The 15,764-nt window shown below is 65.6% G+C and carries 15 protein-coding genes; 6 read left to right on the forward strand and 9 right to left on the reverse strand.

Translation table 11 applies throughout. The annotated features are described in order from the left end of the window. Positions 1 to 13 precede the first annotated feature (13 nt). The 5 genes from citE to glmS are packed head-to-tail and all read right to left on the reverse strand — an operon-like array spanning position 14 to position 5,284. Entirely contained in the window at positions 14 to 1,054 is a 1,041-nt protein-coding gene (gene citE / locus Har1131_RS11050; RefSeq protein ID WP_014040206.1) for an L-malyl-CoA/beta-methylmalyl-CoA lyase, read from the reverse strand. Then, positions 1,051 to 2,127 carry a 2-methylfumaryl-CoA hydratase gene (gene mch / locus Har1131_RS11055; RefSeq protein WP_050037970.1) on the reverse strand — a complete coding sequence of 359 codons (1,077 nt, stop codon included), beginning with the start codon at positions 2,125 to 2,127 and terminating at the stop codon, positions 1,051 to 1,053. The genes citE and mch overlap by 4 nt, the downstream gene beginning before the upstream one ends. Then, positions 2,120 to 3,388 (reverse strand): methylaspartate ammonia-lyase, encoded by a 1,269-nt coding sequence (locus tag Har1131_RS11060; protein WP_050037969.1) that lies wholly within the window; start codon positions 3,386 to 3,388, stop codon positions 2,120 to 2,122. Before Har1131_RS11060 ends, mch begins: the two co-directional genes overlap by 8 nt. After that, positions 3,378 to 4,841 carry a methylaspartate mutase subunit E gene (locus tag Har1131_RS11065; protein ID WP_050037968.1) on the reverse strand — a complete coding sequence of 488 codons (1,464 nt, stop codon included), beginning with the start codon at positions 4,839 to 4,841 and terminating at the stop codon, positions 3,378 to 3,380. Before Har1131_RS11065 ends, Har1131_RS11060 begins: the two co-directional genes overlap by 11 nt. Positions 4,842 to 4,843: 2 nt before the next feature. Beyond that, complete coding sequence (glmS, locus tag Har1131_RS11070; protein ID WP_050037967.1) at positions 4,844 to 5,284, reverse strand: methylaspartate mutase subunit S; 441 nt, start codon at positions 5,282 to 5,284, stop codon at positions 4,844 to 4,846. A gap of 121 nt (positions 5,285 to 5,405) precedes the next feature. On the opposite strand from glmS, the gene mct reads away from it, so the two are divergent. The 6 genes from mct to Har1131_RS11095 all read left to right on the forward strand — a co-directional run bounded on the left by mct (position 5,406) and on the right by Har1131_RS11095 (position 11,842). Further along, a complete protein-coding gene (gene mct / locus Har1131_RS11075; protein WP_050037966.1) occupies positions 5,406 to 6,596 on the forward strand; it encodes a succinyl-CoA:mesaconate CoA-transferase in 1,191 nt (396 codons plus the stop codon). Positions 6,597 to 6,666: 70 nt separating this feature from the next. After that, positions 6,667 to 7,107, forward strand: coding sequence for a TRAM domain-containing protein (locus Har1131_RS11080; RefSeq protein WP_014040201.1), 441 nt, complete (start codon positions 6,667 to 6,669; stop codon positions 7,105 to 7,107). Positions 7,108 to 7,310: 203 nt separating this feature from the next. Further along, entirely contained in the window at positions 7,311 to 7,871 is a 561-nt protein-coding gene (locus Har1131_RS11085; RefSeq protein ID WP_004516850.1) for a TATA-box-binding protein, read from the forward strand. A gap of 146 nt (positions 7,872 to 8,017) precedes the next feature. After that, positions 8,018 to 10,465, forward strand: a complete 2,448-nt coding sequence (locus Har1131_RS11090) for an ATP-dependent DNA helicase (RefSeq protein ID WP_151103311.1) — start codon at positions 8,018 to 8,020, stop codon at positions 10,463 to 10,465. A 75-nt stretch (positions 10,466 to 10,540) separates the two neighbouring features. After that, positions 10,541 to 10,702, forward strand: coding sequence for a hypothetical protein (locus Har1131_RS21760; protein ID WP_004516852.1), 162 nt, complete (start codon positions 10,541 to 10,543; stop codon positions 10,700 to 10,702). A 51-nt stretch (positions 10,703 to 10,753) separates the two neighbouring features. Beyond that, on the forward strand, positions 10,754 to 11,842 hold the full coding sequence (locus Har1131_RS11095) for a TRC40/GET3/ArsA family transport-energizing ATPase (RefSeq protein ID WP_151103310.1): 1,089 nt from the start codon (positions 10,754 to 10,756) through the stop codon (positions 11,840 to 11,842). A 32-nt stretch (positions 11,843 to 11,874) separates the two neighbouring features. Here Har1131_RS11095 and Har1131_RS11100 read toward each other — a convergent pair whose 3' ends face one another. From Har1131_RS11100 to Har1131_RS11115, 4 genes are all read right to left on the reverse strand, one after another. Next, positions 11,875 to 12,699, reverse strand: coding sequence for an SDR family oxidoreductase (locus tag Har1131_RS11100; RefSeq protein WP_050037964.1), 825 nt, complete (start codon positions 12,697 to 12,699; stop codon positions 11,875 to 11,877). A 42-nt stretch (positions 12,700 to 12,741) separates the two neighbouring features. Continuing rightward, positions 12,742 to 13,563, reverse strand: coding sequence for an endonuclease V (locus Har1131_RS11105; protein WP_174878658.1), 822 nt, complete (start codon positions 13,561 to 13,563; stop codon positions 12,742 to 12,744). Between the two features lie 2 nt (positions 13,564 to 13,565). After that, positions 13,566 to 14,510 (reverse strand): rhomboid family intramembrane serine protease, encoded by a 945-nt coding sequence (locus Har1131_RS11110; protein WP_050037963.1) that lies wholly within the window; start codon positions 14,508 to 14,510, stop codon positions 13,566 to 13,568. Between the two features lie 86 nt (positions 14,511 to 14,596). Next, positions 14,597 to 15,541 (reverse strand): response regulator, encoded by a 945-nt coding sequence (locus Har1131_RS11115; protein WP_064287970.1) that lies wholly within the window; start codon positions 15,539 to 15,541, stop codon positions 14,597 to 14,599. Positions 15,542 to 15,764: the final 223 nt, after the last annotated feature.

A 15,764-nucleotide genomic window follows, 5' to 3' on the forward strand; every position in this document is an offset into this window, starting at 1 on the left:
AGCGACTGCCGGCTTAGCCGAAGATCAGTTCGACGTCTTTCGCCCGCGCCAGCAGGTCGTCGTCGTAGTACTCCTCGGTCTGGGCGGGATGGGTTTCGTCGATAGCCCGGACGGTTTTGACGGTGTTGGCGAAGTTCTTGTAGGTCGCTTCGTCGACCATCTGGCCGTCGACGACGACTGCGCCGGTCCCCTCGCGCTTGGCCTCGTTGAACGACTCGATCTTGTGGAGGTCTCGCTCCAGTTCCTCCACCGTCGGCATGTGGATGCGATTCGCCTGCTCGGTCTGCTTGGGGTGCAGCGACCACGAGCCGTCGATGCCGATGGTCGCCTCGTGTTCCACCTGGTCGGCGTACCCCTCGGCGTTGTAGTAGGTAACGCCGGCGCGCTCGTGGAACAACTGGTCGAAGGGGCCGCCGATGGCGACGATGTCAGCGGCGCTCGTCTCGTTCGAGAGAGCTTCGAGCAGGCCGTCCCAGCGGGGCCGTTCGCCGTTGAGCGCGCGGCCGCCGAGTTCCGCTGTGTAGTCCACCGGCCCGAACACGAGCCCGGAGAGCCGGGAGTCTGTGGCGTACTGGCAGATCTCGCGAAGGTCCGAGCGACCGGGAGCGGTCTCCAGAATGATCGCCATCTCCAGCGTCCCCTCGGGAAGCCCGGCATCGCGCTCCGCGTCGGCGACGACGCCCGCGGCGTCGCGCACGTCGTCGAGGCGGCCGACCTTCGGGAAGACGAAGCCGTCCAGTTCCTCGCCGACCTCGGCCGCGAGGCGGGTCACCTGCTCGATGCCGCGCTCGCGGGCGTCGGCGTCGTCGTAGGCCCACTCGACCCGCGGGAGAATGTCCCCGGCGAAGTCGTCGGCGTGGTCCGGGACGTGCTCGACGATGTTGTCGACGGCCTCGTCTTTCATCGACGGGGCGGTGCCGTCCTCAATGTCGGGAACGAGCCAGTCGGGGGCCTGAAATCCCTCGCTGGTGAGTCCCGAGACGAGGAACTTCGCGCTGTTGTCGTTCGGTATCGCGGCCGGTGCGGTCTGGAAGGTTCGGCAGAGTCGTGTCATTGGTGTCGCTGAATGTGTGCGGTTCGCCGGCCCGAGTAGACCGGGGTCTGCTCCTGATTGAACGCGACGTGTTCGAACGTGACCGCGCCGGCTCGTTCCGGCCCGGCGTCTGGGTCGCAGTCGAGGACGCGGGTGAAGCCGTAGACGGTGTCGCCCAGCGTGACGAAATCGTGGAACCGCTCGTCAGCAAACCGCTGTTCGCGGTAAGTCGCCTCGTCCGAGCGGGCGTGGGCCAGCGCAATCGAGCGGGTCACGTCGCCGTAGGCGACGATGTCGCCCGACGGCGAGTCGGCCATCTCGTCGCGGTTGTGGTGCTGGCGAGCGGTGTTGAGCGTCGAAAGCGGCAGGCCGGCGACCAGCTGGTCGTCCATCGTCCGCCCGCGTTCGTGGCGGTAGGCGACGGCGGCGTTCTCCTCGCGGGCGGTGTCGAGTGCCGCTTGGAAATCCCCGAAACGTTCGCCGTCGGGCGAGAGGAGAGTGTCAGGCATTGCCGGTCCGCCCTCGTCCTGTTCGCCGACAGCGCCGCCGTCGGTCGCCGCAGGCTCGCGGCGCGGAATCATATTCGTTCGCCGGTAGGAGACCAGCGTCTCGCCAGTCTCGCGGTCCCGACCCTCCGTCTCCCAGGTGACGATGCCGTACTTCGGCCGGGAGGAGGACGTTCGGGTGTCGACGACGGTCGAGGTGACCGACAGCGGCGTCCCGGCCGTCGCGGGCTGGTGGAACTCCACGTCGTCTCGGCCGAGGAAGTAGCCGCCCTTCTCCGAGAGGTCCTCGACGGTGATGCCCATCACGCACGCCAGCAGGTAGTCCGGGTGAACCGGGCGCTCCTCGAAGCCGCGCTCGCGGGCGGTGTCTGCCCGCCAGTACGCCGGGTCGTGATTGAGTGTCTGGCCCATCCACTGCTCGCTGCCGTGGTGGGAGAGTCGGAGACCGGGGTCGTGAGCGAGTTCGTCGCCCTCCGCGAAGAACTCGAAGAAGTGGCCCTTCTCCCTGGTATCGGCCCGGTCAAGCAGCGAGTCGAACGTCTCGCCGTCCGAGAGGTCCAGCGCGTCGGGGTCAGACCAGTCAGTCATCGGCTGGCACCTCCCGGGCGGCGTCTCGCCTGGCAAGCGCCCGCCGCATTTCGTTCGTGACGACCATGAACCCCTCGTCGAAGCCCATTCCGGGTTTCGCCAGCACTTGGGCGGCATCGGTCGCCAGTGCGACGTGGGCACAGGCCCGCGCGGAAGTCACGGTCTCGTTGCACGTCCCGCCGACGTAGGCCCGGGTGTCCGTGCCATCGCAGTACAGCACCGCTTCGGCCGAGCGCTGGATGCCGCCGAGGTCCGGCGTCTTAATCTGGACCAAGTCGGCCGCTTCCGCGTCGACGAACGCCTGCACGTCCTCGAAGGTGTTGCACCACTCGTCGGCGACGATGTCCACATCGACGCCGGCGTCGGCCAGTCCCTCGCGGAGTTCGGCCATCGCGGTTATCTGTGCCTGCCGGCCGCCAGCGTCCATTGGCCCCTCGACCTGAAGGGGGTACGGTGCGGCAGCCTCCCGCAGCGTTTCGAAGTAGTCGGTAACTTCGGTCCGGTCGTACGGCGGCCCGAACACCTTCCCGAGGATGCCGTACACGTCGACGTGGAAGCGCGGCGAGTACGGCTCCGGCCCGAGCGCCGTGGCCCGGTCCGAGAGCCAGGCGAGGTAGTCGCGCAGCCCCTCGCCGTTCTCGCCGACCTTCTCGACGCTGTTGAACAGGCCATGGGGCAGGACCGGAACGCCCTTGATGAGCATCTTCTCGGCGTTGATACGGCGCTCGTCGCCCGATTGCCCGAACACCGGGACCGGCGAGGTCGCCGGCTCGGTGTCGTAGGTGTCTGCGAGCACGTCCGTCGGCGTCACTCCCCGCGCTTGCGCGGCGGCGTTCAACAGCGCCTGCGAAACGCCGTACCGAACCGCAGTGTGGAGCTGGTCGCCGCCCGACCGCTGTGCGTCCATCTCCTCAAGCATCGTCGCGTTGGCCCCGAACTGCGTCGCGTCCTGTCCGCGGAGCGCGTCGGCGACCGGGCCCTCGACGACGGGGCGGTACTTCTCGGCCCTGAACAGCGGGTCGCGCCCGCCGGCCCCGGAGTACTGGACTGCGGCGCAGTCGCCTGTCGCAATGGAGCCGTCGGCGAGTTCGATTTCCACGATGAGCGCCTCGCCGGCCTCGCGGATGCGGTCGAACCCTTCTGTAACCGGCTGGCCGTCGTAGGCGAACCCGCTCTGGGTCGCCCCGTCCTTGATGGCCCGCTGGTCGTCGAAGAAGAACCCGGAGAGGCCCGGAACCGTTCGAACGTCCTCAATCCGCATCGCTGGCACCCCCTGCGGGGCTGTTGTCGCCGGTCGGACGGCCGATGAGCTTCCCGTCGCTGATGGCGTCCACGTCGTCGGCGACCATCCGGAACGACTGGTCGCGGCCTTCGGTCTCGGCCCGCTCGCCGAGCCGCGCGGCGTGGATCTCCTTGATGTCGTCCGGGAGCGCGAGGTCCGCGAACTCGAAGATGCGGACCCGGCCGTCATCGTCTCGGGCCGGCAGCACCGCGCCCTTGGCGGCGTCGCTGGGCGCAAAGGGAACATCCAGCGCGCCGCTGTCGAAGGCGTTGATGACCCCCTGTGCAACGTCGCCGTCGCCGGCCTCGTAGATAGCGTCCATCAGCGCCCGTGTCTCCCGTTCGATGAGCGCCTGTTCCTCGTCGATACCCCCGAGGTCGATATCCTGTTCGATCATCATATCGATAAGCTGTCTCGTCGTCCGCAACCCGGCCGCGTTGGCCTCCTTCGTCGGCACGCCCTGGAACTCCTGGGCGGACTTCGTGATGACTTTGTCCGGCTGGGCGACGGCTGCCGTCGCGCCGCCGAGACTGATGACGCCGTTAGCGCGGGCCTCGTCCGGCGGGAAGCCGCCCATCCACTCGTGGAAGACGGTCGTGACGGTCACCTCGTCGCGGAGGTACTCGTTACCGAGCTTCCGCAGGGCGCGCAGCGCCGCCACGTCCTGCACGAGGTTTCCGACCTGCCCGTAGCCCAGCGTGAGCGACCGGACGCCCTGTGTCGCAGCAAGCTCGCCTTCGACGAGCATCACCGCGATGGCGATGCTCGGTGGGACGAGCGTGCCCGTCAGCGGGCCGAACGGTTCGCGGTTGATTGTCACGCCACGCTCGGTGTAGGCCCCACAGAGCCGGTCGACGAACTGCCAGTGCTCGATAGTCGTCGCGAGGTCGTGCCGCTTCGTGTACGGAATGTTGTATGAAATCGGCCCGCCCTCGAAGCTCTGGAAGCCGCCGGCAAGCGTGACCATCGCCAGTAGCCGGGCGTCAGGCGTGCCGTGCCGGACCTCGACCGGTGCGTCGAGCGCCCGGATGAGCCGCCGGCAGTCTTCGACGCCGTGGTTCACCGCGGGGAAGCCGTTCAGTTCGTTCTCGTCGCTGCCGCGGGAGGCGGCCAGTCCCTCCTCGGCCTTCTCGTACTCGTTGTCGCGCGTGTACGAGTCGATGGTCGTCGGCAGGAGGTCCGCACCGCCCTCGTCCTGTAGATACCGCAGCAGGTCGATCTGTTCTTCGAGGCAAGGGACGCCCGCTCGCGGCTGGAGGAGCGGCTGGTCGGCGGACTCCAGCACTTGGGCGAACTGCTTCGAGGCCGGCAGCGACTCGTGGAAGGCGATGGCCTCCTCGAAGTCGACTTCCCGGCCCGTGTGCCAGTTGTCCCTGAGTTCGTTTGCGATGCGCTGTAGCTGGTCGTCGCTGAGTCGCTCGTCAGTTGGCATAGTCACCCGTCAACCCTGATCTGCTCCGCCTCTGTTGTGGATAGCTGCAAGTCTTCGCGGAGCATCTCGATTGCCTCCTCCGGGTCCGTCTCCGCGTCGAAGACGCGGTCGAAACCCATCTGTCGGAAGGTCGCCTGCGTCTCCTCGAAGTCGGACTGTCCGACAGCGAGATTCCCGCCGACGTAGGTGAGCACGTCGAGCCCGGCGTCGTCGAGCTCGTCGTGAAGCCCCTCACAGTCCTGACGGGCGTGCCCGTACAGGGAGGATACCAGTACTGCCTCGGCGTCGTGAGATTTCGCGGCGGAGACGAACTCGTCCTGTGACGTCTGGACGCCGAGGTTGATGACCTCGAAGCCAGCGGCCGAGAGCGCCTGCTCTAGAATCGTGATGCCGACGACGTGCGCGTCGGAGCCAATCACGCCGAGGATAACGGTCCGGGGCATGTACTACCCCGTCATCGGCGGGTAGTGATAAACCTAATGGTCTTTCATGATAATATGGCCTTAAGGAATTTATAACGGACATTCAAGAAGGTTTATGCGGCCGCCCCGTCGTGGTTTTCCCATGGGTGCGCTTGACGACTTGCGTGTGCTCGACCTGACACAGGTCCTCGCCGGACCGTACTGTACGATGTTGCTCGCAGACATGGGCGCGGACGTGGTAAAGGTCGAACGCCCCGGCGGCGACCTCATCAGGTCGAACCCGCCGTTCGTGAGCGACGGTGACGAAGAAGCCTACGGCGGCTACTTCCAGAGCGTCAACCGCGGGAAACGCTCGCTCGAACTCGATCTGGGGACCGATGAAGATCGCGAGGCGTTCCTTTCGCTCGTTGAGCGCGCAGACGTGGTGGTCGAGAACTTCAAGGCCGGCACGATGGAGAAGTTCGACTGCGGCTACGAGACGCTGCGGGAACACAACCCGGACCTCATCTACTCCTCCATCCGGGGCTTTGGCGACCCGCGGACGGGCGAAACCCACCGGCAGGGCCAGCCCTCGTTCGACCTCATCGCGCAGGCGCTGGGCGGGGTCATGGAAATCACGGGGCAGTCGGACGGCCCGCCGACGAAGGTCGGCCCCGGCGTCGGCGACCTCTTCACTGCCGTGCTGAACGCCGTCGGTATCCTCGCGGCCGTGCATCACCGCGAACGCACTGGCGAGGGGCAGTACGTCGATACGGCGATGTACGACTCGATGGTGTCGCTGTGTGAGCGAACGGTGTACCAGTACTCCTGTGACGGCGAGTCGCCGACCCGGCAGGGGAACTCTCACCCGACGCTGTTCCCGTACGACTCCTTCGAGGCCGCCGACGGCCACGTCGTCATCGCGGCGTTTGCCGACGGCCACTGGGAGACGCTGTGCGAGGCGATGGAGCGTCCAGACCTCGCCGCGGACTACCCCGACGCCGGCAGTCGGATCGCGAACCGCGAGTCCCTGCGCCGCGAAATCGCCGACTGGACAGCCACCATCGATTCGGAGACGCTCCTCAACCTGCTTGAAGGGCGCGTGCCGGCCGCGCCGGTCCAGAACACCGCCGACATCTTCGACGACCCCCACATCCACGACCGGGAGATGCTCACCGATGTCGACCAGCCCGGCGCCGACGAACAGATAACCATCGCCGGCAGTCCGATAAAGATGACCGAAACCATGCCCTCGCCCGGTGGTCGCGCGCCGCTGCTAGACGAGCACAGGGCGGAACTGCTTGACGAGGCCGGGGTCGGTACGGGCACCAATCGCGTCGAAAGCGACGACTGATCGCCAACTGCCGGCAATTTTCACCACATCAGGGCAGGACCATTATCTATCATGAGCCGTAGAATAGGCTATGGTCGAAGTTCCAGATGCACTCAGTACATTGTTCAGTGCGCGAGTAGAGACTGACGGGGACCGATATATTGTCGAGATTCCGAAAAGCGAAGTGTCCCACGGCGCGATTTCGCCGGGCGAGACTTACCGCGTCGGTCTGCTATCACAGGTCGATGCCGGTTCGTCGGCGCCAGCCCAGCCACAGACGCCCACACAGGATACCGACCCGGAGCGAGCCGACACCGGCGTCCCGCAACCACCGGTCGACGAGGGCGAGATCCGAAACGTCACCATCGAATCGCTGGGCGACCAGGGCGACGGCATCGCCAAGGTCGAGCGGGGCTACGTCGTCATCGTCCCCGACGGCGAACCGGGCGACTCGCCGACCGTCGAGATCGAGACCGTACAGGAGAACGTGGCGTTTGCGAGCGTCGTCGACAACGACGGACGGACCGTATAGCGGAACAGTTCCGTTTTCAGCGGCCCAGTGACCGCCGGGCTGGCAGTCCTTACAGGGCCGGAACAAACAGTCACAGCGGGTCGCTCGGCCGACGTGCCCCTACTTGAATGGAATCTGTCGGACGCGGTAGAGGTCGAAGAACGACTAGTAATCACAGCATCACAAACGTTTATATGATTTAAATCCGGTATTTAAAACACTATATGGTCGACCCAAAAGAGAGCATTGACATCGAAAATGTCGTTGCTTCGACCGGTATCGGACAAGAACTCGACCTCGAGAGCGTCGCGATGGACCTGGAGGGGGCCGACTACGACCCCGAGCAGTTCCCGGGCCTCGTCTATCGGACACAGGACCCCAAATCCGCCGCGCTCATCTTCCGGTCGGGCAAGATCGTCTGCACGGGTGCGAAATCCACGGACGACGTCCACCAGAGCCTGCGTATCGTCTTCGACAAACTCCGCGACCTGAACATCCAGGTCGACGACGACCCCGAAATCGTCGTCCAGAACATTGTCAGTTCCGCGGACCTCGGGAGTTCGCTCAACCTCAACGCCATCGCAATCGGCCTCGGCCTCGAGAACATCGAGTACGAGCCGGAGCAGTTCCCGGGCCTCGTCTACCGACTGGACGAGCCCGACGTGGTCGCGCTGCTGTTCGGTTCGGGGAAGCTCGTCGTCACCGGCGGGAAGCGAAAGGAGGACGCGGAGGAAGCCGTCGACACTATCGTCGAGCGACTCAGCGATCTCGGCCTGCTGGACTAACGGCTCGGTGCTAGTGACTGGGCGGCGGTCAGTCACTGCCCGTTTTTCCGTTCATTGCGGTCTCGACACTGTTCACACAGAGCGGGAGCGACGGCGATGGACTCGAACCCCGCGGTTCAAATACCGGGACGACTAATCCCGGCCCAATGGCAGACCCCGCCTCGACGGGTACGGAGTCCTGGCGCACGTACTTCGGCTTCGACGAGCCATACGAGAACCAGGCTGACGCCGTCGAACGAGCCATCGAGGCGGGCAAGGCGCGCGGCTTTCTCGCGATGGAGGGGCCCTGCGGGACCGGCAAGACGATGGCCGCGCTCACCGCCGGCGCGACGCTGGTCCGCGATACGGATTTGTACGAACGGATGGTCGTCGTCACCCCGGTCAAACAGCAGCTCCAGCAGTTCGTCGACGACCTTCGGACGCTCAACGCTGGAATAGAGGAGCCCTTCGACGGTATCTCGCTGGTCGGCAAGCGCGACCTCTGCCCGTACGGTCGTGAAGGGCAGTTCCCCGACGACGTGAGCACGCACGACCGCTGTGAGGACCTCAGGGAGGCGACGGCGCGGCTGGTCGAGGACGGCGGGCGCTCGGACGGCGCAGCCGTCGCGGACGCCGCAATCGCCGGTGAGGCCGACGACGACCAGTGGTGGGACCCGCGGAAGGGCCAGGACCTCGCCGCGGTCGCGCGTCCCGACGCCGCCGACCAGGCGACGCTGGGCGACAACACGCTCTCGACAGCGGGTGCGAACTCGCCGTACCGACAGGCCCAGCCGACCGCCCCGGAGTCGATGGCCGACGGATCGGACCCGCCGCTGTACTGTCCGTTCGAAGCCGATTGGTACGCCCGCAACAAGGGGTCGCCTGTCGATTTCTCGGCCGGCGAGGAACACGTCGTAACGATGGACGACTACCTCCCGGCGGCGACGGAGCGCGGGACCTGCCCGCACCGGGTCATGAGCGTCATGCTTTCTGAGGCCGACGTGATCGTCGGGAACTACAACCACCTGTTCGACCCGGGCTCTCGACCCCTGCTGTCGGACGTGCTCGACGACCAGACGCTCGTCATCGTCGACGAGGCCCACCGACTCGAAGAGCGCGTGCGGGACCTCCTGTCGGACCGCCTGGGTCGCCAGACCATCGTCCAGGCGCGCAACGACTGCACGACGCTCATCCAGCGCGCCCAGCAGAGCGCCGACCACAAGGCGCAGGTCCGCGAGGTACTGTCGGCCCGCGAGGTCCCGCTGGACGCAGTCGACCAGGCCCGGAAGTTCTACGATGACCTCGTGCGGTGGCTCGACGACCGCGTCGAGGCGTTTCTCGACGCCGAACACGAGGGGTGGCGTGCGGACCCGTCGACCCTGCCGGAGCACGACCGCGAAATCCCGCTGCGGGACCCCGACACGGTCGAGCAGGACGAACTGACCGAGTGGGCCGAGCGCAAGGGCTACGACGGGTCGCTCTGGCGCTCGCTGTCCCAGGTCGGGGCCGCCGTCGAGGACGCGATCGACCAGCTCGGGCTGACCCGCCAGCCGGTCTGTGCCGCCGTCGGCGTGCTGGCCGGGCAGTGGTGGGAGCGCGACCACGCGACGTTCCTCCGGGAGATCGAACTGGAGCACTCGCCCAATCACGGGCAGAGCCTCGACGCCGACTACCAGACCGTGTACACGCCGGGCCTGCTGTGTTACAACTGCATGCCCGCGACGGCCCTGCGGAACGTCTTCGACGACCTCGGGGGCGGTATCCTGATGAGCGCGACGCTGGAGCCGCTGGACGTGTTCACCCGCGTTTCCGGGCTGGACTCGATGGCCGAGACGGGGTCGACGGCCCCCGACGAGGATTCCGGCGACGGACGACCGGTCCGCACGACCACGTACGATCTGCCGTTCCCGTCCGAGAACCGGGCGTCGTATCTCGTCGATGCGACGCCGTTTACCGCGCGCAACCGCGGCGATCCCGAGACGATGCGGCCGCTCGGTGACAGCTGGAACCCGACGCGTGATGAGTACGCCCAGGCGCTGCGCGCGCTGGGTCGCTCACCCGGAAATGTGATGATAGCGATGCCGAACTATCGGGAAGCGCGCTGGGCCGGCGCATACCTGCAAGAAGCCGTCGAGAAGTCGGTCCTCGTGGACGAGTCATCGAGCAACGAGGAGACCGAACGGCTGAAACGCGAGTTCTTCAGCGGCGACGGGAAAGTCATGGTCACGTCGACGCGCGGAACGCTGACGGAGGGTGTCGACTACGACGGCGAGAAGCTATCGACCTGTGCCGTCGTGGGCATCCCGCTGGTGAATATCGGGTCGCCCCGCGTCCGGGGTGTCCAGCGAGCATACGGCGACGCCTTCGGCGAGGACAACGCCTTCGAGTACGCCCTGACAGTGCCGGCCGTGCGGCGCGCGCGCCAGGCCATCGGTCGCGTCATCCGCGGTGTCGACGAGGTCGGCGTGCGGGCGCTAGTCGGCCGCCGATACACGTCGGACGCGCGCCATTCGGTGTATCAGTACCTGCCCGCTGGCGAGCGTGAGGAGTTCACCCGGATGACACCCGATTTCCTCGCGAGCCAACTAGATTCGTTCTGGGCCGACCACCAGTAGTGCCGCCTGTTGATTAACCGGAAGATTTCGTTGTCAGCGGAAAGCATTTACATCGTGGAACGAGTGTACCTATAGATGCCCGAGTGTCAGAACTGCGGCGAGTTCGTAACCGAGCAGTACGTACGGGTTTTTACACCAGAAGCCGTCGAAGGCCATGGCCCCCGGGTCTGTCCGAACTGCGAGGACAAACTCCGGGACGGCGCGGATGTCCGCGAAGCGCGTTCCTCGAGGCAGTAGGACAACTCCTTTTCGGGAAGTACTCAAGGCCGGACGAGCGTAGCTTCTGGCATGAGCGAACTCGACGTCGAGGCGGTCGACGACATCGACGCACCCGCGGGAATCGACGCGGCGGAGTACGTCCTCTACGGCGGGAAAGGCGGCGTCGGCAAGACGACGTGTGCCGCCGCCACAGCGCTTGCCTCCGCGCGAGACGACACGGCGACGCTCGTCGTCTCTACGGACCCCGCACACTCGCTGTCGGACACGCTGGAGGCGGACATCCCGGCGACACCGACGCGCATCCGCGAGGACATCCCGCTGTACGCCGCGGAGATCGACCCGGAGGCCGCTGTCGGTGAAGGGCCGCTCGGCGTCGAAGAGGACGCACTCGGCGGCGTGGGCGAACTGCTCGGCGGCGACGGCATGTTCGGCGGTGGCGCAGGCGGCGCAGCAGGCGCAGGTCAGGCCGAGGACCCCATCGGCGGCGAAGAGGGACTCCTCGGCGGGTCGATGCCCGGGGCTGACGAGGCCGCGGCCCTCCGCCTCCTGCTGGATTACGTCGACGACGACCGCTTCGACCGCGTCGTCATCGACACCGCCCCGACCGGTCACACACTCCGACTGCTGGAACTCCCCGAGACGATGGATTCGATGGTCGGGAAGATTCTCCAGCTCCGCGAGCGGTTTTCGGGGATGATGGACAATCTCACCGGCATGTTCGGCGACGACCAAGACGTGGATGCTGAGGCCGGCATCGAAGACCTGCAGGAACTGTCGGACCGGATCGAGCACCTGCGGTCGATTCTGCAGGACCCCCGGAAGACGGACTTCCGCATCGTGATGGTGCCCGAAGAACTCTCAGTCGTCGAGTCCGAGCGACTGCTCGCCCAGCTCGGCGAGTTCAACATTCCCGTCAGCACCGTCGTCGTCAACCGGGTGATGCAGGACCCGAGCGAAGTGCTCGGCGAGGACGTAGACATCGCCGGCCCGAACCACGCCGACTGCGAGTTCTGTGCCCGGCGCTGGCAGGTCCAGCAGGACGCGCTGGCCCGGTCACAGGACATGTTCCGCGGCCACGATGTGCGCCGCGTCCCGCTGTTCGCCGAGGAAGTGCGCGGCGAGCGGTTGCTGTCGGTTGTGGCGGCCTGTCTGGACTGAGACGGATTGGTGTATCGGGCGGCAGTCGTTGCTTAACTCGTCAGTTTCCGGATGACGCCAAAGGCCGCGTCGCGCCACCGCGCCGGCAGGTAATCGAGCATGAGAAGCAGTTGTGCGCCCTGACCGACGGGATACCGCGGCTCGGGGTCGCTGGCGCTGGCGGCGTCACGGATAGTCAGCGCGACCGTGCCGGGCGTGACCGACAGCGCGTCCTGGATGCCGACGAGGTTCGAATCCTCGTGGGCCTGGTACAGCCAGTCGTACGCGCCGGACTTGTCGAGCTCGTCGAGTTCTTCCTCGGCGCGGTCGTCGAAGTTGGTCTCCACCGGTCCGGGTTCGACGAGCACCACGTCGATGCCGAACTCCTCGACCTCCATCCGGAGCGCGTCGCTGAGCCCCTCCAGGGCGAACTTCGAAGCGGCGTAGCCACCCTGATTCGGGAACGCGATACGGCCTGCGACGCTGGAGACGTTGACGATGGTCCCGTTCTCCCGGGCACGCATATGCGGGAGCGCTTCGCGGATGAGTCGGTGCGGGCCGTAGAGGTTCACGTCGAACTGTTCGTGGAGCGCCGCCGTCGACACGTCCTCGACCGCGCCGAACTGCGGGTAGCCGGCGTTGTTCACCAGGCAGTCGAGCCGTCCCTCGGCCTCGATGAGCGCCTCGACGACCCGCTCGCATTCGCGCGGGTTCGTCACGTCGAGTTCGGCAGTCTCACAGCCGTCTTCGCCGAGGTCTTCGATGTCCGATTCCTCGCGGGCGGTCGCCCAGACAGTCCAGTCGTCGGCCAGGAACGCCTCGGCACTCGCCCGCCCGATACCCGAGGACGCACCCGTAATCAGCACCGTCTTCGCCATGTGTTGGCCGGGAGAACACACCCCGGGAAGTTATACTGTCGGTTATTCGGACGGATTATTCACGGCTGCCTTTGCCTCGTCGGCGTAGCTGTCGGCCACCCGGGTCGGCTCGGGGAGCTTGTAGCCGTCGGCGGTGGCTTCGACGATGTCCGCCGCCGTACTTGCGCTGACGCGATGGCCGGGGCTGACGATAAGTGGATTGATATACCGGTTCGGCGAGTCGTACTGCCGCGTCTGGAGTGCGTGGCCGATGACCGTCCCGTCGGGACAGGTCTCGACGCTGTCGTCGGCTGCAATCGGAATCCGCGTCCCTTCCGGGTACGTCTCGTCGAGGGACTGCTCCGGCGCGCCACAGAGGAGGCTCTTGGCGACACCGACGGTCGGTACGTCCAGTGTGATGCCGATGTGTGTCGCCAGGCCGGCCTCCCGAAAGTGGATTCGACCGCTGCCGTCGACGAGTACCACGTCCGGGTCGGCCTCCAACTCCGCGAACGCGGCCAGGATTGCGCCGCCTTCGCGGAACGACAGCAGGCCGGGAATGTATGGAATCTCGGTTCGCTCGACGGCGCTGACCCGCTCGATGACCTCGCCGTTCCGTAGTACGACGATAGCCGAGACGGCTCTGTCGTCGACGAACGCCTGGTCGACGCCGGCGACGAGCGGCGGGTTCGTTGTGTCGTCGGTGCTGGCGCTCAGCGTCGTCTGGTCGTCGTCCGGTGCATCCCCAGCGGACGCGATGGCCGCTGGCGAGACATCCAGGTCGTCCTCGAACCGCGCGACCTCGGCAATGTCGCGTTGCAGCGCCTCCATCTCCGCCTGAGATAGCGACGGGTCGGGGATGAAATCGGGGCGAACTGGGTCCATCGTCACGGACGACGCCGGCCCGGACCGCCGGGACCGCCCGGGCCACCGGGGCCGCCTGGGCCGCCGCCACCGCCGAACTGAATCTGGCCGGGCATCCGGGTCTGCCCCTTGATTTTCTGGCCGTACCAGAGGCCGATGACGAGGCCGATGAGGTGGGCGAGGTGGGCGACGTTCCCGCCGAGCAGGCCGGCCCCCATCGGATTGAGCGACCCGAAGATGCTCAACAGGAAGTAGAAGCCGGTGATCGCCCAGATCGGGACCGGGATCAAGAAGTACAGGTACACGCGGAGATCAGGCTTCAGGACGGTCAGGAACGCCATGATAGCTAGCGCCGCACCGCTGGCTCCGAGGACGCCGGCGGACGTTCCCTGCACGGTCTGAATTGCGATCTGTCCGAGGCCAGCCAGCGCGCCGGACACGAGGAAGAAAATCGCGAACTTCTTCGACCCGATCTGCTGCTCGACGAGTCGGCCGAAGAAGTAGATGATAATCCCGTTCCCGAAAATGTGGTAGAATCCAAATGGGGCGTGTGAGAACACCGACGTGACCCAGGTCCAGACGTACTCTGGATTGTTCGGATGGAGGACGAACAGCGTCTGGAAGGCTTCGCGACCGAGGGAAAGGATGACGACGTGTTCGAGGATGAACACGATACCCATGATCGCCAGGAACAGGTACGTGACGTTCCCCCGGAAGTACGCCAGCGGCCCGCCGGGTCCGGTGTCGATACCGAGCCGGTCGGCGACGCCGCCGCCCCCGGAGGTCTGGCCAGTGTTTACACTCTCGTCGAACCCGCTGTCGAACACGCCGCCCGGATCGCTCCAGTTATCCAGTCCGGGGCAATCGTGGGCCTCGGGCAGTCTGTGTTCCGCACAGTAGGTCCCGCCACAGTGCCCACACTGGTACGGCATGTTCTCCTGCTTTCCACAGGCATCGCACTCCGACATTGTCCTACGGTAGGAGTGGGCGGTGGAAAGGGATTGTGCTTATACTGTCGGCTGTCAGTCTGTGACGGGTTTCGCGACGCAGCGGCTTATTCGCCGATGTCAGGGTTGCTTTCAGCGTCCCGGAGCACGCCGATCCACGCCGGTTCGCCGTCGTACTCGATTGACCCGCCGGACACCTCGATGGTGCGCGTTTCGCCGTCGGCCTGTTGCCCCGCAAATTCCGAATGGAACGTATCAAGCTCGTTTGACTCTGCCGTTCGGAGTGCGCCGGGGAATCGGCTTTCGTCGCCCTCTGGAGTGAGTATAGTCGGTGATTCGTCGATGAGTTCACTCTGGTCGTAGCCGAAAATGTCGGCCAGCTTCTGGTTCACGTAGACGAACGTCCCGTCCTGAATGATACAGACACCCGCGAGCTCCTGTTCGACGAGCCGTTGATACCACGAGAGGGCGTTCCAGAACCGCTGTTCGGTGCGGTGTTGCTCGACAGCATTTTCGATTCGGTTGGCGAGGACGTCGTACGTATCTGACCGGCCTCCCTTCTGCATGTAGTCCGTCACGCCCGACGCGATGGCCTCGCTCGCGATCTCCTCGCTCCCTTTGCCGGTGAACAGAATGAACGGGATGTCCGGGTACTGCTCGCGGATGAGTTCCAGAAACTCCAGCCCGTCGGTGTTTGGCATGTCGTAGTCGCTGACGATACAGTCGACCTGCTCGGTCCGGAGGAAATCGAGCGCGGCGACGGCGCTGGTCTTCGTCACGACGTCGAAGTCGTCGTTGATGCGTTCGAGATACACCTCGACCAGTTCACCCACCTGTGGATCGTCGTCGACGTGCAACACGGTACACTGCTGGGACTGCTCGACTTTCGCCAGCGGAATCGGTACCTCTGTCTGCATTTCGTCGTGTTGATCCGCTGATTCGGTCCGGAGAAGCGGTGTGTGACGCGTCGTCGCGCGGCGACTTCCACTGATGGCCTCGCTGGAGAGTTCCACTATCTTGTCTCCGAGCCGCCACTCCTCCTCAGAGGTCATCTTTTTTCCCCGGTGCTGTCGATACTACAGAAGACGAACGCAATCAGCCATCCAGTCAGGCTGGTAGTGATTGTTCTATACCCCGATCCCACCACGTCTGGTCCCCGAAGCGAGCCAGCAGGACGTATATATTTCAAATAATAGTCAGGCGAGTTCCATCTAGGCATCAATACCTAATCCTGGCCGTAGTTACATACCAGTCTACTAAACGCTACTGATGGGG

The organism is Haloarcula sp. CBA1131 (assembly GCF_008728975.1).
In the GTDB taxonomy this organism is placed as follows: Archaea; Halobacteriota; Halobacteria; order Halobacteriales; family Haloarculaceae; genus Haloarcula; species Haloarcula hispanica.

Excerpts from the sequence above, each read along its gene's own strand:
- glmS (WP_050037967.1), bottom strand. The coding sequence starts at position 5,284 with ATGCCCCGGACCGTTATCCTCGGCGTGATTGGCTCCGACGCGCACGTC.
- Har1131_RS11095 (WP_151103310.1), top strand. The coding sequence starts at position 10,754 with ATGAGCGAACTCGACGTCGAGGCGGTCGACGACATCGACGCACCCGCG.
- Har1131_RS11090 (WP_151103311.1), top strand. The coding sequence starts at position 8,018 with ATGGCAGACCCCGCCTCGACGGGTACGGAGTCCTGGCGCACGTACTTC.
- Har1131_RS11110 (WP_050037963.1), bottom strand. The coding sequence starts at position 14,510 with ATGTCGGAGTGCGATGCCTGTGGAAAGCAGGAGAACATGCCGTACCAG.
- mct (WP_050037966.1), top strand. The coding sequence starts at position 5,406 with ATGGGTGCGCTTGACGACTTGCGTGTGCTCGACCTGACACAGGTCCTC.
- Har1131_RS11060 (WP_050037969.1), bottom strand. The coding sequence starts at position 3,388 with ATGCGGATTGAGGACGTTCGAACGGTTCCGGGCCTCTCCGGGTTCTTC.
- Har1131_RS11065 (WP_050037968.1), bottom strand. The coding sequence starts at position 4,841 with ATGCCAACTGACGAGCGACTCAGCGACGACCAGCTACAGCGCATCGCA.
- Har1131_RS11085 (WP_004516850.1), top strand. The coding sequence starts at position 7,311 with ATGGTCGACCCAAAAGAGAGCATTGACATCGAAAATGTCGTTGCTTCG.
- Har1131_RS11105 (WP_174878658.1), bottom strand. The coding sequence starts at position 13,563 with ATGGACCCAGTTCGCCCCGATTTCATCCCCGACCCGTCGCTATCTCAG.
- Har1131_RS21760 (WP_004516852.1), top strand. The coding sequence starts at position 10,541 with ATGCCCGAGTGTCAGAACTGCGGCGAGTTCGTAACCGAGCAGTACGTA.
- Har1131_RS11115 (WP_064287970.1), bottom strand. The coding sequence starts at position 15,541 with ATGACCTCTGAGGAGGAGTGGCGGCTCGGAGACAAGATAGTGGAACTC.
- Har1131_RS11080 (WP_014040201.1), top strand. The coding sequence starts at position 6,667 with ATGGTCGAAGTTCCAGATGCACTCAGTACATTGTTCAGTGCGCGAGTA.
- mch (WP_050037970.1), bottom strand. The coding sequence starts at position 2,127 with ATGACTGACTGGTCTGACCCCGACGCGCTGGACCTCTCGGACGGCGAG.
- citE (WP_014040206.1), bottom strand. The coding sequence starts at position 1,054 with ATGACACGACTCTGCCGAACCTTCCAGACCGCACCGGCCGCGATACCG.
- Har1131_RS11100 (WP_050037964.1), bottom strand. The coding sequence starts at position 12,699 with ATGGCGAAGACGGTGCTGATTACGGGTGCGTCCTCGGGTATCGGGCGG.